Consider the following 16644-nt stretch of genomic DNA (forward strand, 5'->3'; position numbering starts at 1 on the left):
CGGCACGTCGACCGCTCGACCGGACGCCGAGCGGTGCACCCGTCCGGGCGCCTGACAACCGGGTGATCACGGTCGGTGACCCTCCGTCACTCCGACGCCGCGGACCGCCCAGCGGCAGGGCCGACGCGCCGAACGGCGGGTCCGATTCCGGTCCCTGACCAGGCGCGATACCGGACGGAATCCGCTGTGTGGTGTTCGCGACATCACCCCGGCGCAACCGGGTCCGTCATCCCGCCACGGCCGCGACCTCGTCGCGCAGCCGCAGGGCCGCTGCCCGCAGCGCGGCCGGGTCCGGCCCGGCCGCCAGCACCGACCGCGACGCCGCGGGCAGCACGACGCCGTCCAGGCCCGCGAACCGGCGCGCCACATCTGCGGGCCCGGCGCCCTGGGCGCCGATCCCCGGGGCGAGCACCGGGCCGTGCAGGCGGCCGAGGTCCAGCCCGTGGTCATGGGTGGCGCCCACGACCACGCCGACGTCCCCGAGTGCCTCAGCGCCGGCGTTGCGCTCCCCTGCGGCATCGACGATGCGCTGCGCCACGCTCGTGCCGCCCGCGGTGGCGAGCTGCACGTCCGCCCCTTCCGGGTTGGACGTCCGGGCGAGCACGAAGACCCCGCGCCCGGCCTGCGCCGCGGCGGAGAGCCCGGGTTCCAGGGAGTCGAACCCGAGGTACGGGGTGAGGGTCACCGCGTCCGCGCCGAGCGGCGCACCCTCCGCCAGGTACGCGTCGGCGTAGCCGGCCATCGTCGAGCCGATGTCGCCCCGCTTGACGTCGAGGATCACCTGGGTGCCCGTCCCGGCGACGTCCGCGAGCAGCCGCTCCAGCACGGCGATGCCGGCCGAGCCGTGCCGCTCGAAGAACGCCGACTGCGGCTTCACCACCGCGACGTGCCCGGCGAACGCCTCCACGCAGGCCCCGGCGAAGGCCGCCAGGCCGTCCGCGTCGTCGGCGAGGCCCCACGCCACCAGCAGACCCGGGTGCGGGTCGATCCCGGCGCACAGCGTGCCGTGGGCGGCGACGGCCTCGGCCAACCGCGCACCGAACCGGCTCACGAGCGGGCCTTCCGCAGCACCGCGTGGGCGTCCTGCAGCGACCGCACCCCGATCTTGCCGGCGATCATCGCCTCGATGCCCTGCACCGCGGCCGAGGCCCCCGCCATCGTCGTGATGCACGGCACCCCGTGGGCGACCGCGGCGGCGCGGATCTCGTAGCCGTCGACGCGCGGACCCGAGTTGCCGTACGGGGTGTTGATGATCAGGTCGACCTCGCCGGCCTTGATCCGGTCCAGCACGGTCTCCTGGCCGGGCCCGCCGCCCTCGGACGCCTTGCGCACCACCGTGACCTCCAGGCCGTGCCGGCGCAGCACCTCCGCGGTGCCCTCGGTGGCGAGCACCTCGAACCCGAGCGCGGCCAACCGCAGCACCGGGAACACCATGGCCCGCTTGTCGCGGTCGGCGATCGAGACGAACACCCGCCCCGACGTCGGCAGCGACCCGTACGCGGCGGCCTGCGACTTGGCGAACGCGGCCCCGAACGACGCGTCGAAGCCCATCACCTCGCCAGTGGACTTCATCTCCGGGCCGAGCAGCGAGTCCAGGCCCTCCCCGTCGCGGGTGCGGAAGCGGTGGAACGGCAGCACCGCCTCCTTCACCGCGACCGGGCCGTCCAGCGGCAGGTCCCCGCCGTCGCCCGTCGCCGGGAGCATCCCCTCGGCGCGCAGCTCGGCGATGGTCGCGCCGAGCGCGATCCGGGCGGCCGCCTTCGCCAGCGGCACGGCCGTCGCCTTCGACACGAACGGCACCGTGCGCGACGCCCGCGGGTTGGCCTCCAGCACGTAGAGCGTGTCGCCGTGCAGCGCGTACTGGACGTTGAGCAGCCCGCGCACGCCGATGCCGTGGGCGAGCGCTTCGGTGGAGCGGCGGACCTTCTCCAGCACCGTGCGGCCGAGCGTGATCGGCGGCAGCGCGCACGAGGAGTCGCCGGAGTGCACCCCGGCCTCCTCGATGTGCTCCATCACGCCGCCGATGAACACCTCGTGCCCGTCGCAGAGCGCGTCGACGTCGATCTCGATGGCGTCGTCGAGGAACCGGTCGACCAGCACCGGCCGGTCCTCGCTGATCGTGGTGGCGCGGGAGATGTAGCCGGCCAGTGTCTCGTCGTCGTAGACGATCTCCATGCCGCGCCCGCCCAGCACGTACGACGGCCGCACCAGCACGGGGTAGCCGATCCGGGCCGCGATCGCCTTCGCCTCCTCGAAGGAGGTGGCCATGCCGAACTCGGGCGCGGGCAGCCCGGCCGTGCGCAGCAGCTCGCCGAACTCGCCGCGGTCCTCGGCCAGGTCGATCGCCGCCGCGGACGTGCCCACCACCGGCACCCCGGCCGCGGTGAGCCGCTGCGCGAGCCCGAGCGGGGTCTGCCCGCCCAGCTGCACGATCACCCCGGCGACGGTGCCGCTGGCCTGCTCGGCGTGGATGACCTCCAGGACGTCCTCGAAGGTCAGCGGCTCGAAGTAGAGCCGGTCGGCGGTGTCGTAGTCGGTGGAGACCGTCTCCGGGTTGCAGTTCACCATGACGGTCTCGAACCCGGCCTCGCGCAGCGCCATCACGGCGTGCACGCACGAGTAGTCGAACTCGATGCCCTGCCCGATCCGGTTCGGCCCCGAGCCGAGGATGATCACCTTCGGCTTCTCGGTCTGCGGGGCGATCTCCGACTCCGCGGCCGGGTCGGTCTCGTAGGCGCTGTAGTGGTACGGGGTCTTCGCGGCGAACTCCGCGGCGCACGTGTCGACGGTCTTGTAGACCGGCCGGATGCCCAACCGGTGCCGCAGCGAGCGCACCCCGTCCTCGCCGGCGAACTCCGGCCGCAGCGCGGCGAGCTGCCGGTCGGACAGGCCGGCGCGCTTGGCCCGGCGCAGCAGGTCGGCGTCGAGCACGGGCGCGGCGAGGATCTCCGCCCGCAGCTCCACGAACGCGGCGATCTGGTCGACGAACCACGGATCGATGCCCGACTCGCGGGCCACGTCCTCGACCGACCGGCCGCCCCGCAGCGCCCGCTCGACCGCGTAGATCCGCCCGTCGGTGGGCGTGGCGACGTCCGGCTCCTCGTCCGGGTCCGGTACGGTCCAGAAGCCGGCCGTCCCGGTCTCCATCGAGCGCAGCGCCTTGCCCAGCGCCTCCCCGAACGACCGGCCCAGCGCCATCGCCTCGCCGACCGACTTCATGGTGGTGGTGAGCTCGGGGTCCGCACCGGGGAACTTCTCGAACGCGAACCGCGGCACCTTCACCACGACGTAGTCGAGCGTCGGCTCGAACGCGGCCGGGGTCTCGCCGGTGATGTCGTTGCGGATCTCGTCGAGGGTGTAGCCGATGGCGAGCTTCGCGGCGATCTTCGCGATCGGGAAGCCGGTCGCCTTCGACGCGAGCGCCGACGACCGCGACACCCGCGGATTCATCTCGATGACGACGAGCCTGCCGGTCTTCGGGTGCACCGCGAACTGGATGTTGCAGCCGCCGGTGTCGACGCCGACCGCGCGCAGCACCGCGATGCCGACGTCGCGCATGTGCTGGTACTCGCGGTCGGTGAGCGTCATCGCCGGCGCCACGGTGATCGAGTCGCCGGTGTGCACGCCCATCGGGTCGAGGTTCTCGATCGAGCAGACGACCACCACGTTGTCGTGGCGGTCGCGCATCAGCTCGAGCTCGTACTCCTTCCAGCCGAGGACCGACTCCTCGATGAGCACCTCGGTCACCGGGGACGCGGCCAGGCCGGCACTGGCCAGCCGGTCCAGCTCCTCCGGGGTGTGCGCCATGCCGGAGCCCAGCCCGCCCATCGTGAACGACGGGCGGATGACCACCGGCAGACCCAGCTCAGCGACCGCGGCGCGGACCTCGTCCATCGAGTGGCAGACCGCGGAGCGGGGCACGTCGCCGCCGACCGACTGGACGATCTCCTTGAACTTCAGTCGGTCCTCGCCGCGCTGGATCGCCTCGATGTCGGCGCCGATCAGCTCAACGCCGTAGCGCTCCAGCACGCCGCGCTCGTGCAGCGCGACCGCGGTGTTGAGCGCGGTCTGGCCGCCCAGCGTCGCCAGCAGCGCGTCCGGCCGCTCGGCCGCGATCACCTGCTCGACGAACTCGGGGGTGATCGGCTCGACGTAGGTGGCGTCGGCGAACTCCGGGTCGGTCATGATCGTCGCCGGGTTGGAGTTCACCAACGACACCCGGATGCCCTCGGCACGCAGCACCCGGCAGGCCTGGGTGCCGGAGTAGTCGAACTCGCACGCCTGGCCGATGACGATCGGCCCGGAGCCGATCACCATCACGTGGTTGATGTCGTCGCGGCGCGGCATCAGCGACCACCCTCCATCAGCTGCGCGAACTGGTCGAACAGACCGGCGGCGTCGTGCGGGCCCGCCGCGGCCTCCGGGTGGTACTGCACGCTGAACGCCCGCCCGCTGAAGAGGGCGACGCCCTCGACGCAGCCGTCGTTCGGGCAGACGTGGGTGACGCGGGCGCGCCCGTAGGGGGTGTCCCACTCCTCCCCCGCCTCGCCCTCGACGGCGAAGCCGTGGTTCTGCGAGGTGATCGCCACCCGCCCGGTGTCGAGCTCGACGACCGGGATGTTGATCCCGCGGTGGCCGTAGCGCATCTTGTACGTCCCGCGGCCCAGCGCCCGCGCCAGGATCTGGTTGCCGAAGCAGATGCCGAAGACCGGCAGGTCCGCCTCCAGCGCCTGCCGCACCAGCGCCACCGGCTTGTCCGCGGTGGCCGGGTCGCCCGGCCCGTTGGCGATGAACACACCGTCCGGGTTCAGCTCGGTGATCGCGTCGAACGGCGAGTCGGCCGGCAGCACGTGGGTCTCGATGCCGCGCTGGGCCATCATCCGCGGGGTGTTGAACTTGATCCCCACGTCGATGGCGGCGACGACGAACCGCTTCTCCCCCGCCGCCGGGACGACGTAGGGTTCCTTCGTCGTGACGGCCCCGTAGAGATCGGCGCCCTCCATGCGCGGGCTGGCGAGCACGCGCTCGACGAGCTCGGCGTCGTCAGCCAGGTCGGGGCCGGAGAACACCCCGGCCCGCATGGCGCCGCGTTCGCGCAGGTGGCGCACCACCGCGCGGGTGTCGATGCCCGCGATCGCGACGATCCCCTGCTCGGTCAGCGCCTCCTCCAGGCTGCGCCGCGAGCGCCAGTTCGACGGGATGCGAGCCGGATCACGCACCGCGTAGCCGGCCACCTGGATGCCGCGCGACTCGTCGTCCTCGTCGTTCCAGCCGGTGTTGCCGATCATCGGTGCGGTCTGCACGACGATCTGGCCGTGGTAGCTGGGGTCGGTGAGCGTCTCCTGGTAGCCGGTCATGCCGGTCGTGAAGACCGCTTCGCCCAGCGCGGTGCCGGTGGCGCCGTACGCCTGCCCGCGGAAGATCCGCCCGTCCTCCAGGACGAGTACGGCCGTCATGCCACTTCTCCGTTCCGTGCCGTGATGCGACCCCGCAGGATCGTGGCGGTCACCGTCGCCGGCAGCCGCATGCCTTCGTAGGGGGTGTTGGACGCCTTGCTGGCGAGGTTCTCCCCGCGCACCGTCCAGACGCCGTCGGGATCGACGAGCGTGAGGTTCGCGGGCTCGCCGACGGCGATCGGGCGGCCGTGGTCGGGCAGGTTGCCGATCTCGGCGGGCCGTTCGGACATGACCCGGGCGACGCCGCGCCAGTCCAGCAGGCCCGGCTCCACCATCGTGTGCACGACCACCGACAGCGCCGTCTGCAGGCCGAGCATGCCCGGGCGGGCGGCCGCCCACTCGGTGTCCTTGTACTGCGCGGCGTGCGGGGCGTGGTCGGTGGCGACGACGTCGATCAGACCCTCGGCCAGCGCCGTCCGCATGGCCTCGGTGTCGGCGGCGGTGCGCAGCGGCGGATTCACCTTGTTGACCGGGTCGTAGCTGGTCAGCCGGGCGTCGGTGAGCAGCAGGTGGTGCGGGGTGACCTCGGCGGTGACCCGCACCCCCTGCTCCTTCGCCAGCCGCAGCACATCGATCGTGCGCGCGGACGAGACGTGGCAGATGTGCAGCGCGGCACCGGCCTCCCGGGCCAGCGCGCAGTCCCGGGCGACGATCGTCTCCTCGGCGGTCGCCGGCCACCCGGTCAGGCCCAGCCGGGACGCGACCACGCCCTCGTGGGCCTGGGCACCGACGGTGAGCCGGTGGTCCTCGGCGTGCTGGGCGATGACGACGTCCAGGGCCGAGGCGTACTCCAGGGCCCGGCGCATGATCACCGGGTCGTGCACGCACCGGCCGTCGTCGGAGAACATGCGCACCTGCGCGCGGCTGTTGGCCATCGTGCCCAGCTCGGCCATCTTCTGGCCCTCGAGCCCCACGGTGACCGCGCCGACCGGGTGGACGTCGACCAGGCCGACCTCCTCGCCGCGGCGGCGCACGTGCTCGACGACGACCTCGCTGTCGGCGACCGGGTCGGTGTTGGGCATCGCGAACACCGCGGTGTAGCCGCCGAGCGCGGCCGCGGCTGAGCCGGTGGCGATCGTCTCCGACTCCTCACCGCCGGGCTCGCGCAGGTGGGTGTGCAGGTCGACGAACCCGGGCAGCAGCACCTGGCCGGCGCCGTCGAGCACCTCGGCGCCCTCCGGCCCGGCCAGGCCGGCGCCGATCTCGGTGATCACCCCGTCCTCGACGAGGAGGTCGACGGGCTCCTCTCCGTAGGGGCGGGCGTTGCGGATGACGAGGCTCATGAACTGGCTCCGGCGAGCAGGTGGTAGAGGACGGCCATCCGCACGTGCACGCCGTTGCGGACCTGGCCGAGGATCGCCGACGACGGCGCGTCGGCCACGCTGGGCGCGATCTCCATGCCGCGGATCATCGGGCCGGGGTGCATGACGATCGCGTGGTCGGGCAGCAGCGCCGCGCGCTCCGGGGAGAGGCCGTAGCGGATCGCGTACTCCCGCGAGGACGGGAAGAACGCACCGTGCATGCGCTCGGCCTGCACGCGCAGCATCATCACCGCGTCCAGGGCGGGCAGCTCCGCGTCCAGCTCCGCGCTGACCCGGCACGGCCATTCCTCCACCCCGACCGGCAGCAGCGTCGGCGGCGCGATCAGCACCACCTCCGCCCCGAGCGTGGCCAGCAGGAACACGTTGGAGCGGGCGACCCGGCTGTGCAGGACGTCACCGACGATGCCGACCCGCCGCCCGGCGATCCCGCCGAGCCGCTCCCGCAGCGTGGCGGCGTCCAGCAGCGCCTGGGTGGGGTGCTCGTGGGTGCCGTCCCCGGCGTTGACGATCGACGTGTGGATGCCGGTGACCGCGCGGTCCCGGTCGGTCCACGCGGCGATGCGGTGCGCGGCGCCCGAGGCGGGATGGCGCACGACCACGCAGTCCGCGCCCATCGACGAGAGCGTGAGCGAGGTGTCGCGCAGCGACTCCCCCTTCGACACCGACGAGCCGCGCGCGCTCACGTTGATCGTGTCGGCGCTCATCCACTTGCCGGCGATCTCGAACGACACCCGCGTGCGGGTGGAGTCCTCGTAGAACATCGTGATCACGGTGCGGCCGCGCAGCGTGGGGAGCTTGCGCACCTCCCGGCCGAGCAGCGCCTGCTTGAGCCGGTCGGCGGTGTCGAGCAGCGCGGTCGCCTCCGCGGCGTCGAGGTCCGTCACGGACAGCAGGTGCTTCACCCGGTGCCCCCCGTCGTGCGCGCCAGCGCCACCCCGTCGACGCCGTCGATCTCGGTGAACTTCACCAGGATCTGCTCGTCGCGGGCGGTGGGCACGTTCTTGCCGACGTAGTCGGCGCGGATCGGCAGCTCCCGGTGGCCGCGGTCGACGAGCACCGCCAGCTGCACCGCGCGGGGGCGGCCGTGCTCGGACAGCGCGTCGAGCGCGGCGCGGACGGTGCGGCCGGACATGAGCACGTCGTCGACGAGCACGACGAGCAGGTCGTCGAGCCCGCCCTCGGGGACGTCGGTGACCGCGAGCGCACGGGCGGGGCCCCGGCGCAGGTCGTCGCGGTAGAGGGTGGCGTCGATGGAGCCGACGGGCACCTCGGTGCCGGAGAACTCGGCGATGGCCGCTCCCAGGCGGCGGGCCAGGATCGTGCCGCGGGTGGGGATCCCGATCAGCACGGCGTGGGCGAGGCTTCCGGTCTCCCGGTCGGCCACCCGCTCGATGATCTGGTGCGCCATGCGCGCGATGGTGCGGGTGACGTCGGCAGCGCTGAGCAGCTCGCGGGCAGGCGTGACCTGCCCCGCTGCATCTGCCGGGCCCCCGCGACGGTCGTCCGTCACGAGTTGTCTCCTTCCCCGCCTCACCGGACGGGTCTTAAAGGAACCGGTTCGTCGATCCGCCGAAGGGGCGTTCGACGGACCCGACCGTATCAGCGGAACGGACGCCTCAACGCGGGTACGTGAGGACACCCACCCGTACGCGCGCGGAAACCGAACTGACACGATGCGCACCGTGGGGGCGCTGCTGTTGACGTCGGAGGGCCGGTGTCGATCAGCCGTTCGAGTGATCTCCGGCGTGTCTAGCCCGATCGGGGGGCCACGAACTTGACCGATCGGAGCCGCACGCGGAGGATTACTCTCCGTATTGATCGTCTGCATCGTGGGTGGCCGCGGACTGCGGGGGCACCGCCACGGACTGCAGCACCGGTGCGACGCTCCCCGACGCACCAGCCCGCCCCAGTACCCACCGTCACGACCCGTCGGTCCCGCGGCCGACACAGAAACGCAAGTGAGGAGGTCGCCATCATGGGCGACTACGCCAAGGCGCTCGGCGGGAAGCTCCGCGCCATCCGGCAGCAGCAAGGCCTGTCGCTGCACGGCGTCGAGCAGAAGTCTGGCGGCCGCTGGAAGGCTGTCGTCGTGGGGTCCTACGAGCGCGGCGACCGCGCCGTGACCGTGCAGAAGCTCGCCGAGCTGGCCGACTTCTACGGCGTGCCCGTGGCCGAGCTGCTGCCCGAGGGCCGGGTCCCGTCCGGCTCGGAGCCCGCCACGAAGATCGTCATCAACCTGGAGCGCCTGCAGCAGCTGCCGGCCGACAAGGTCGGTCCGCTCGCTCGGTACGCCGCGGCGATCCAGAGCCAGCGCGGGGACTACAACGGCAAGGTCCTCTCGATCCGCTCGGAGGACCTGCGCTCGCTTGCGATCATCTACGACATGACGCCGGGCGAGCTCACCGACCAGCTGATCAGCTGGGGGGTCCTGCCGCCGGAGGCGCGCCCGTCCTCGCAGTGACGGTCCGGCTCCTGGGGAAGGGAGCCGGCACGCCGCTGCCCGGCGTGCGTCCCGGCAGGCGCCACGAACGGCACTTTCGTCAGCACCACTGCTGACGAGAGTGCCGTTCGTGGTGTTTCGGGCCCCGTCCCGCACGCTGCTCCCCTCACGCCGGGACGCCCGCGGAGACCCCGGTGTCCGCCCCGCGCTCGGCCGGGTCGATGAAGAAGTTGTCGCGGAACAGTCCCGTCGGGTCGTAGCGGTGCTTGAGCTCCCGCAGCCGAGCCAGGTGCGCGGGCGGGAACGCCCTGGCCACGACCTCGGGCCCACGAGAGGTCTCGAAGCTCAGGTAGAGCCCCTCCATGTGCGGCAGGAGCAGCGTGTCCCACCGCTCGTCGAGGCCCGAGTTCCGCGTCCCGAACGCACCGATGGTGAAGTTCGCCCGCCGCCAGCCCCAGGCGGTCGCGTCGGCCGGGACGTCGGCGACCTTCCCGCCGAGTGCGCGGATCGCGAAGAAGTACGAGGCCCGCGCGTCGAGGATCTCGGCAACCCCCTTCGCGAACTCCGGGGTGAGGTGCTCGACCATCCCGGAACGCGAGTGCGGCTCGCCGAAGCCGTGCTGCTCGTCGTCGGTGACCGCGAACCCGATCACCTCGTCGTAGGTCGTCAGCACGACCGACTGCTGCATGAGCGGCGCGATGTCCGCGAACGGCTGCAGCAGCTCGACGATCGTGTCCGGGTCGTCGCTCTCCACGACCAGGATCGCCTGCGCGAACCGGCGACCGCCCTGGCCGGGTCCGAGGATGATCTCGCCGGTGACGCGCCGGTCGGCGGCCTCCAGCGTCGCGCCCCAGCGCTGCACGAACCCGGCGGTGTCGGTGGCGTCGAAGACGAGCTGGGCGAAGCCGACCTTGCCGACGTGCGCGGCCTCGAACTCGAACGACACGGCCACGCCGAAGTTCGCGCCAGCGCCGCGGACGGCCCAGAACAGATCGGGGTTCTCCTCGGCCGAAGCGTGCGCGAGCGTGCCGTCGGCGAGCACGACGTCGACGGAGCGGAGGTGGTCGATCGTCAGTCCGTGGGAGCGGGCGAGCAGTCCGACGCCGCCCGCGGTGGCCAGGCCGCCCACGCCGACGCCGCCGTGGTCGCCGCTCGTGATCGCCAGGCCGTGCGGGGTCAGTTCGCGTGCCACGTCGAGCCAGCGGGCACCGGGGCCGATCCGCACCCGGCCCGACTCGGCGTCGAGCACCTCGACGGCGTTGAGGGCGCCGACGTCGATGACGATCCCGCCGTTGTTGAGGGACCGGCCGGAGATGCCGTGGCCGGCGCTGAAGATGCCGAGCGGCACGTCGCGGTTGCGCGCGGCGAACCGCACGGCGTCCTGCACCTCGGCCACGGTGCGCGGCCGCAGGACCAGCGCCGGAGCCCCGCCGCGCAGGTAGCCGGCGGTGTAGCGGGCGTACCCGGGGTCGCCGGGTTCGAGGGCCCGGTCGGCGAGCGAGTCGGGGATGCCGGCGTAGTCGATGCCGGGCACCCGGGAGGAGCGGGCCTTGACCCGCGCCGGGCGCACAGTGGCGGTGCCGCGGCGGGCCCGGCCGCGCTCGACGGCCTCCCGCACGGCGGGTGCGACGTCGCGGCCGAAGCGCTCCAGCAGCCTCGGGTCGTCGCCGGCGAGGATGAACGTGCTGATCCCCTCGTCGAGGGCCAGCGAGACGATGTCCTCGACCGACTCCTGCGGGGTGATGTTGAGCAGCCGCTCGATCTCGCGGGGATCGCGGCCCGCGGCCTTCGCCGCGGCGTCGATGATCGCGTTGCCGCGGGTGATGTCGCCGGGCTTCAGGTACGGCATCGACGGCAGCCAGCCGTCGGCGACCGTGCCGGTCAGCTCGAGCATCCGCTTCTTGTAGGCGCCGACCCAGATCGGGATGGGGTGCGCGGGGGCCGGGCCGCGCTTCGCTCCGTCGACGCGGTGGTGCACGCCGCCGGCGCGCAGGAGACCGGTGTCGTCGGTGTTCCAGATGCCGCGCATGACCTCGATGGCCTCGCGCAGGGCGTCGACGGACTCGGCGGGCGTCAGGCGCTTGCCGCCCATCGCCGCGATCGCGTCCCAGAACCCGCCCGCGCCGATGCCGAGCCGCACCCGGCCGCCGGTGAGCAGGTCGAGGCTGGCGGCGGCGCGGGCGAGCACCGCGGGCTGGCGCAGGGGCAGGTTGAGGACGTTGCCGGCGAGCGCGATCCGCTCGGTGCGGGCCGCGACCCAGGCCAGCAGGGTCCAGGTGTCGTGGAACTGGGGCTGGTAGGGGTGGTCCTGGAACGTGACCAGGTCCAGGCCGTGCTCTTCGCTCAGCAGGGCCAGATCGGCTGGACGGGACACGGGGCGGTTCCGCGGCGTGATGAAGGAACCGAAACGCAGTGGGTGGCCGTAGTCGGGCATGGCCTCAGCGTCCGCCCGACGCCCGACGTCGCCAAGCCAGCGGTTAGTCGGTTACTTTGGATAAGTGCACAGCCCGCCGACCAGGAACGACGAGGACCGGGTCCGGCTCAGCGCGGTCCTGGAGTTCGTCGGCCGGCGCTGGATCGGCGCGATCCTGCTCGGGCTCGGCCACGGCCCGACTCGGTTCGGCGAGATCCAGCGGCAGGCGCCGGGTCTGTCCGCCCGCATGCTCACCGTGCGGCTGCGGGAGCTGGAGGCGGCCGGTCTCGTGGAGCGCGCCGTCGAACCGACGATGCCGGTGACGGTGCGCTACCGCCTGACGCAGCAGGGCGAGGACCTGCTGCGCTCGCTGCAGGGCCTCGCCGACTACGGGCGGCGCTGGGGCCTGCCCGCCGGTTAGCGGGTGGCGCGCAGCTGCGGGGCGATGTCGGCGATGCGGCCGAGCACCCCGTTGAGGAACCGCGGGCTGTCGTCCGTGGACAGCGTGCGGGCCAGCTCCACCGCCTCCGTGATGGCGACGGGATCGTCGACGTCGTCCTCCCAGAGCAGCTCGTACACGCCGATCCGCAGCAAGGTGCGGTCCACGGCCGGCATCCGCGCGACGGTCCACCCCTCGGCGTGCTCGGCGAGGAGCTGGTCGATCCGCTCGCGGTGCGCGACGACACCCTCCACGAGCGTGGCCGCGTAGTCCGACACCGGGGGCGCGTCGTCGGTCGTGCGCCGGTGGGCGAGCACCTCCAGCGGGTCCTCGCCGCGGGCCTCGGACTCGAAGAGGATGTCCAGCGCCCGCTTGCGGGCCTTGGTGCGGGCCCGCTGCGGGCGCGGTTGCCGGGCTGCGGACATCAGCTGGACGCGCGTCCCAGGTAGCGGCCGTCGCGGGTGTCGACCTTGATCTTGTCGCCGGTGTTGATGAACAGCGGCACCTGGACCTCGGCGCCGGTCTCCAGCGTGGCGGGCTTCGTGCCGCCGGTGGAGCGGTCGCCCTGCAGGCCGGGCTCGGTGTGCGACACGACCAGCTCGACCGAGGCCGGCAGCTCGATGTAGAGCGGGGTGCCCTCGTGCATGGCGACCGTCGCGGTCTGGTTCTCCAGCAGGTACCCGGCGGCCTCGCCGACGACCTCCGACGAGATCGGGATCTGGTCGTAGGTGTCGGTGTCCATGAACACGAAGTCGTCGCCGTCGCGGTACAGGTACGTCATGTCGCGGCGGTCGACGGTGGCGGTGTCGACCTTCGTACCGGCGTTGAAGGTCTTGTCGACGACCTTGCCGGTGACCACGTTCTTCAGCGTGGTGCGCACGAACGCACCCCCCTTGCCGGGCTTGACGTGCTGGAACGAGGTGACCGACCACAGCTGGCCGTCGAGGTTGAGCACCAAGCCGTTCTTCAGGTCGTTCGTGGTGGCCACGTGCGGGACTCTCTCCTGCGTCGATGGGCGGCGCGGCACGGCCGATCGAGCCGGGCGCCAGGTACGGAGTGTGACGGCGAAGGGCCGTCGTCGGTCCGCCAGCTTACCTGTCGCGTCCTGCGGCGGAGCGGCCGGTGGCGGGCGGTACTGCGCCGAACGGGTGGAGACCTCCGGGGCGGCTCAGACCTCGATCAGCTCGCGCGGCAACCGGGTCAGCGCCTCGGGCTCCCCGCCCCGCACGACGAGGGTGTCCTCGATGCGCACGCCGCCGCGGCCGCTCAGGTAGACCCCGGGCTCGACGGTCACGACCATGCACTCGGCGAGCTCGCCGGTGCCCTTCGCCACGATCCACGGCTGCTCGTGGATCTGCAGGCCGACGCCGTGGCCGAGGCCGTGCGGGAAGTCGTCGCCGTGGCCGGCACCGCGGATCCAGTCGCGGGCGGCGGCGTCGACGGCGGTCACGTCGGCGCCCGGCGCCACCGCCTCGCGGCCGCGCTGCTGGCTCTCGGCCACGAGCGCGTGCAGGTCCCGCTGCCACGGCGCCGCCGGCCCGACGACGAACGTGCGGGTCGTGTCGGAGTGGTAGCCGCGCTCCAGCGCGCCGAAGTCGACGACGACGAGGTCGCCGCGGCGCAGCGGGGTATCGGTCGGAGCGTGGTGCGGCACGGCCGAGTGCGGCCCGGCGGCGACGATCGTGTCGAACGACGGACCGGGTGAACCGAGTCCGCGGATGCGGTCCTCCAGGTCGCGGGCGATCTCCCGCTCGGTGCGGCCCTCGGTGAGCCCGCCGGCGGCGAGCAGGTCGGACAGGGCGGCGTCGGCGATCTCGCAGGCGGTGCGCAGGGCGGCGATCTCGGCGTCGTCCTTGACCGCGCGCAGCTGCTCCACGAGCCCGGTGGTGCGGCACAACCCGGCCGCGCCTGCGGCTGCGATGAGCGCGCCGTGCGCCGCGACGGTGACGTGCTCGGCCTCGAAGCCGAGCCGCCGGGCCCCGCGTTCCGCGGCCGTGCGTGCGGCTGCGGCCCCCGCGGCCCGCTCCAGGACGATCTCCAGGTCGGGTGCCTCCGCCTTCGCGCGCTCCGTGTAGCGGGCGTCGGTGACCAGCACGGCCTCGCCCTCGACGGGCACCACGAGCGCCGCGTTCGACCCGGTGAACCCGCACAGGTAGGCGATGTTGACCAGATCGGTGACCAGCAGCGCATCGACGTCCAGCGGCGGCAGCAGCCGCTGCAGCGCGGCGATCCGCGCCGTGCTCACGACGCGTGCTCCGCCAGCCAGCGCAGCGCCAAGGCGTACCCGTCGACGCCGAGGCCGACGATCACACCGCGGGCGATCGCGGAGAGGTAGGAGTGGTGGCGGAACTCCTCGCGGGCGTGCACGTTCGAGATGTGCACCTCGATGAGGGGCGCGCGCAGCTGGGCGCACGCGTCGCGCAGCGCGACCGAGGTGTGCGTCCAGCCGCCGGCGTTGAGCACGACGGGCACGCCGGCGTCGGCCGCCTCGTGGACCCAGCCGAGCATCTCGCCCTCGTGGTCGGTCTGGCGCACGTCGACGGAGAGCCCCAGCTCCTCGCCGGTGCGTTCGCAGAGCGCGACGAGATCAGCGTAGGTGGTGGCACCGTAGACGTCGGGTTCGCGGCTGCCCAGCCGCCCGAGGTTGGGCCCGTTCAGCACGAAGACGCGGGTCATGCGCTCACCGCCGCGTACGCGCGCTCCAGCAGGGCGGGATCGGGGCCTTCCAGGCGCCCGGGCTTCGCCAGGCCGTCGAGGACGACGAACCGCAGCGTGCCCTTGCGGGTCTTCTTGTCGCCGCGCATGGTCTCCATCAGCTCCGGGAGGGCGTCGGGCGCGTAGGTGGTGGGCAGCCCGACGGCGGACAGCACGCTGCGGTGCCGGTCGGCGGTGGCGTCGTCGAGGCGGCCGGCACAGCGGGCCAGCTCGGCGGCGAACACCAGCCCGACGCTCACCGCGGCGCCGTGCCGCCACGTGTACTTCTCGCGCCGCTCGATGGCGTGGCCGAGGGTGTGGCCGTAGTTGAGGATCTCGCGCAGGTGCGATTCGCGCAGGTCGGCGGCCACGACATCGGCCTTGACCTGGATCGAGCGGCGCACCAGCTCCGGCAGCACCGGCCCGCGCGGGTCGAGCGCGGCCTGCGGGTCGGCCTCGGTGAGGTCGAGGATCGCCGGGTCTGCGATGAAGCCGGTCTTGAGGATCTCCGCGCTGCCCGCGACCAGCTCCGCCCGGGGCAGCTCGTCCAGGGTGGCCAGGTCGACGAGCACGGCCGACGGCTCGTGGAACGCGCCGACCAGGTTCTTGCCGGAGACGGTGTTGATGCCGGTCTTGCCGCCGACCGCGGCGTCGACCATGCCGAGCAGCGTGGTGGGCACGTGCACCACCCGCACGCCGCGCATCCAGGTAGCGGCGACGAACCCGGCCAGGTCGGTGGCCGCCCCGCCACCGATCGAGACGATCACGTCGGTGCGGCTGAGCGGGATCCGTCCGCAGACCTCCCAGCAGTAGGCCGCCACGCCGATGTCCTTGCCGGCCTCGGCGTCGGGGATCTCGACGCGGTGCGCGTCCAGCCCGGCGGCCTCCAGCTCCTGGCGAGCCACCTCGGCGATGCCGGAGACGGCCGCCTGGTGGATCACGAGCACCGCCGCAGCGCCGAGATCGGTGACGGTGGTGGTGAGCCGCTCCCGTACTCCACGCCCGATCAGCACCGGATAGGGCTGGGCGGTGGTGACGTCGATGCGGATCGGCTCAGCTGGGGCGGTCACGGTCAGAGCCTAGAACCGTCGGGTTCGGCAGCAGCGGCAGGTCGTCCGGGGCGCCGGCGCCGACCTCGTCGACGTCGCCCGGCTCCTCGTCGATCTCGTCGCCGGGCCCCTCGTCCGGCGCTGCCTCGCCGATCGCCTCCAGCACCGCCCGCACCACCTGGCCGGGGGTCTTGCGCGAGGTGTCGACCTCGACGGTGGCGACCTCCCGGTAGAGCGGGATGCGGGCCTCCAGCAGCGCCTTGAACGTGGCGCGCGGGTTGACGCCGGTCAGCAGCGGCCGGGCGGTCGACATACCCGTGCGGCGCACCCCGTCGGCGAGCCCGACCATCAAGGCGACGACGCGGTGGCCGCGCAGCGCCTCGCGGGTCTCCGGGGCCATCACCGCTCCCCCGCCCAGCGCGAGCACCCCGTCGGTGCTGGTCAGCGCCTCGGCGATGACCTCGCGCTCCAGCTCGCGGAACGCCGGCTCGCCGTCCTCGACGAACACGTCGGGGATGGACTTGCCGGCTCGCTCCTCGATCAGGTGGTCGGCGTCGGTGAAGGACACCCCGAGCCGGCGCGCGAGCGCCCGCCCCACCGTGGTCTTCCCGGCGCCGGGCGGGCCGACGAGGACGAGCGTGGGCCGTCGATCGGAACTCACCGGGCGAAGGATAGCCACGCCCGTTCCGCGGGCTCCGGCGAGCGCGAGCGCAGCCGTCCGGCGACACGATCAGGTGAAAACCCTGCGTGTAATTCCCGGTTCGCTGACCAGCGGATACAGAGTTCGGCTATGGTCTGGAGCCAGCCGGTCGGCAGCGAAATGTCACCAGT

15 protein-coding genes are annotated in these 16644 nt (G+C 73.1%); 2 read left to right on the plus strand and 13 right to left on the minus strand.

Going from position 1 to position 16644, the window contains the following annotated elements; genetic code table 11:
- Nucleotides 1-226: 226 nt before the first annotated feature.
- From pyrF to pyrR, 6 genes are read right to left on the minus strand one after another with little or no spacing between them, the layout of a single operon-like run.
- Nucleotides 227-1051, minus strand: coding sequence for an orotidine-5'-phosphate decarboxylase (pyrF, locus tag BUE41_RS00780; RefSeq protein ID WP_073454859.1), 825 nt, complete (start codon nucleotides 1049-1051; stop codon nucleotides 227-229).
- Nucleotides 1048-4347: a carbamoyl-phosphate synthase large subunit gene (gene carB, locus BUE41_RS00785; RefSeq protein WP_073454860.1), complete on the minus strand. Its 3300-nt coding sequence runs from the start codon at nucleotides 4345-4347 to the stop codon at nucleotides 1048-1050. The genes pyrF and carB overlap by 4 nt, the downstream gene beginning before the upstream one ends.
- On the minus strand, nucleotides 4347-5456 hold the full coding sequence (carA, locus tag BUE41_RS00790) for a glutamine-hydrolyzing carbamoyl-phosphate synthase small subunit (protein WP_073454861.1): 1110 nt from the start codon (nucleotides 5454-5456) through the stop codon (nucleotides 4347-4349). Before carA ends, carB begins: the two co-directional genes overlap by 1 nt.
- A complete protein-coding gene (locus BUE41_RS00795; RefSeq protein ID WP_073454862.1) occupies nucleotides 5453-6739 on the minus strand; it encodes a dihydroorotase in 1287 nt (428 codons plus the stop codon). The genes carA and BUE41_RS00795 overlap by 4 nt, the downstream gene beginning before the upstream one ends.
- Complete coding sequence (locus BUE41_RS00800) at nucleotides 6736-7680, minus strand: aspartate carbamoyltransferase catalytic subunit (protein ID WP_073454863.1); 945 nt, start codon at nucleotides 7678-7680, stop codon at nucleotides 6736-6738. The genes BUE41_RS00795 and BUE41_RS00800 overlap by 4 nt, the downstream gene beginning before the upstream one ends.
- Nucleotides 7677-8288, minus strand: coding sequence for a bifunctional pyr operon transcriptional regulator/uracil phosphoribosyltransferase PyrR (pyrR, locus tag BUE41_RS00805; protein WP_073454864.1), 612 nt, complete (start codon nucleotides 8286-8288; stop codon nucleotides 7677-7679). Before pyrR ends, BUE41_RS00800 begins: the two co-directional genes overlap by 4 nt.
- A gap of 465 nt (nucleotides 8289-8753) precedes the next feature.
- Between pyrR and bldD the strand changes: the two genes are divergently transcribed.
- Nucleotides 8754-9239 carry a transcriptional regulator BldD gene (bldD, locus tag BUE41_RS00810; protein ID WP_073454865.1) on the plus strand — a complete coding sequence of 162 codons (486 nt, stop codon included), beginning with the start codon at nucleotides 8754-8756 and terminating at the stop codon, nucleotides 9237-9239.
- A 145-nt stretch (nucleotides 9240-9384) separates the two neighbouring features.
- On the opposite strand, the gene BUE41_RS00815 is transcribed toward bldD, so the two are convergent.
- On the minus strand, nucleotides 9385-11652 hold the full coding sequence (locus BUE41_RS00815) for an LLM class flavin-dependent oxidoreductase (protein WP_073454866.1): 2268 nt from the start codon (nucleotides 11650-11652) through the stop codon (nucleotides 9385-9387).
- 64 nt (nucleotides 11653-11716) lie between these two features.
- Here BUE41_RS00815 and BUE41_RS00820 point away from each other — a divergent pair, with 64 nt between their 5' ends.
- The gene (locus tag BUE41_RS00820) at nucleotides 11717-12052 is read left to right on the plus strand and encodes a winged helix-turn-helix transcriptional regulator (RefSeq protein WP_073454867.1); all 336 of its coding nucleotides are present in this window, start codon (nucleotides 11717-11719) and stop codon (nucleotides 12050-12052) included.
- On the opposite strand, the gene nusB is transcribed toward BUE41_RS00820, so the two are convergent.
- The 6 genes from nusB to BUE41_RS00850 form a co-directional block, all read right to left on the minus strand.
- Nucleotides 12049-12495, minus strand: coding sequence for a transcription antitermination factor NusB (gene nusB / locus BUE41_RS00825; protein WP_073454868.1), 447 nt, complete (start codon nucleotides 12493-12495; stop codon nucleotides 12049-12051). The two genes, BUE41_RS00820 and nusB, sit on opposite strands and share 4 nt — an antisense overlap.
- Nucleotides 12495-13058 (minus strand): elongation factor P, encoded by a 564-nt coding sequence (gene efp, locus BUE41_RS00830; RefSeq protein ID WP_073454869.1) that lies wholly within the window; start codon nucleotides 13056-13058, stop codon nucleotides 12495-12497. The genes nusB and efp overlap by 1 nt, the downstream gene beginning before the upstream one ends.
- Before the next feature lie 180 nt (nucleotides 13059-13238).
- Complete coding sequence (locus BUE41_RS00835) at nucleotides 13239-14315, minus strand: M24 family metallopeptidase (protein ID WP_073454870.1); 1077 nt, start codon at nucleotides 14313-14315, stop codon at nucleotides 13239-13241.
- Nucleotides 14312-14746 (minus strand): type II 3-dehydroquinate dehydratase, encoded by a 435-nt coding sequence (gene aroQ, locus BUE41_RS00840; protein WP_073454871.1) that lies wholly within the window; start codon nucleotides 14744-14746, stop codon nucleotides 14312-14314. The genes BUE41_RS00835 and aroQ overlap by 4 nt, the downstream gene beginning before the upstream one ends.
- Nucleotides 14743-15834: a 3-dehydroquinate synthase gene (aroB, locus tag BUE41_RS00845; protein ID WP_073454872.1), complete on the minus strand. Its 1092-nt coding sequence runs from the start codon at nucleotides 15832-15834 to the stop codon at nucleotides 14743-14745. The genes aroQ and aroB overlap by 4 nt, the downstream gene beginning before the upstream one ends.
- Nucleotides 15818-16474 carry a shikimate kinase gene (locus BUE41_RS00850; protein WP_084754119.1) on the minus strand — a complete coding sequence of 219 codons (657 nt, stop codon included), beginning with the start codon at nucleotides 16472-16474 and terminating at the stop codon, nucleotides 15818-15820. Before BUE41_RS00850 ends, aroB begins: the two co-directional genes overlap by 17 nt.
- Nucleotides 16475-16644 lie beyond the last annotated feature (170 nt).

Source organism: Pseudonocardia thermophila (genome assembly GCF_900142365.1).
In the GTDB taxonomy this organism is placed as follows: Bacteria; Actinomycetota; Actinomycetes; order Mycobacteriales; family Pseudonocardiaceae; genus Pseudonocardia; species Pseudonocardia thermophila.

Coding starts and splice junctions, on each gene's coding strand:
- carB (WP_073454860.1), bottom strand. CDS start 4,347: ATGCCGCGCCGCGACGACATCAACCACGTGATGGTGATCGGCTCCGGG.
- BUE41_RS00795 (WP_073454862.1), bottom strand. CDS start 6,739: ATGAGCCTCGTCATCCGCAACGCCCGCCCCTACGGAGAGGAGCCCGTC.
- carA (WP_073454861.1), bottom strand. CDS start 5,456: ATGACGGCCGTACTCGTCCTGGAGGACGGGCGGATCTTCCGCGGGCAG.
- BUE41_RS00815 (WP_073454866.1), bottom strand. CDS start 11,652: ATGCCCGACTACGGCCACCCACTGCGTTTCGGTTCCTTCATCACGCCG.
- aroQ (WP_073454871.1), bottom strand. CDS start 14,746: ATGACCCGCGTCTTCGTGCTGAACGGGCCCAACCTCGGGCGGCTGGGC.
- bldD (WP_073454865.1), top strand. CDS start 8,754: ATGGGCGACTACGCCAAGGCGCTCGGCGGGAAGCTCCGCGCCATCCGG.
- nusB (WP_073454868.1), bottom strand. CDS start 12,495: ATGTCCGCAGCCCGGCAACCGCGCCCGCAGCGGGCCCGCACCAAGGCC.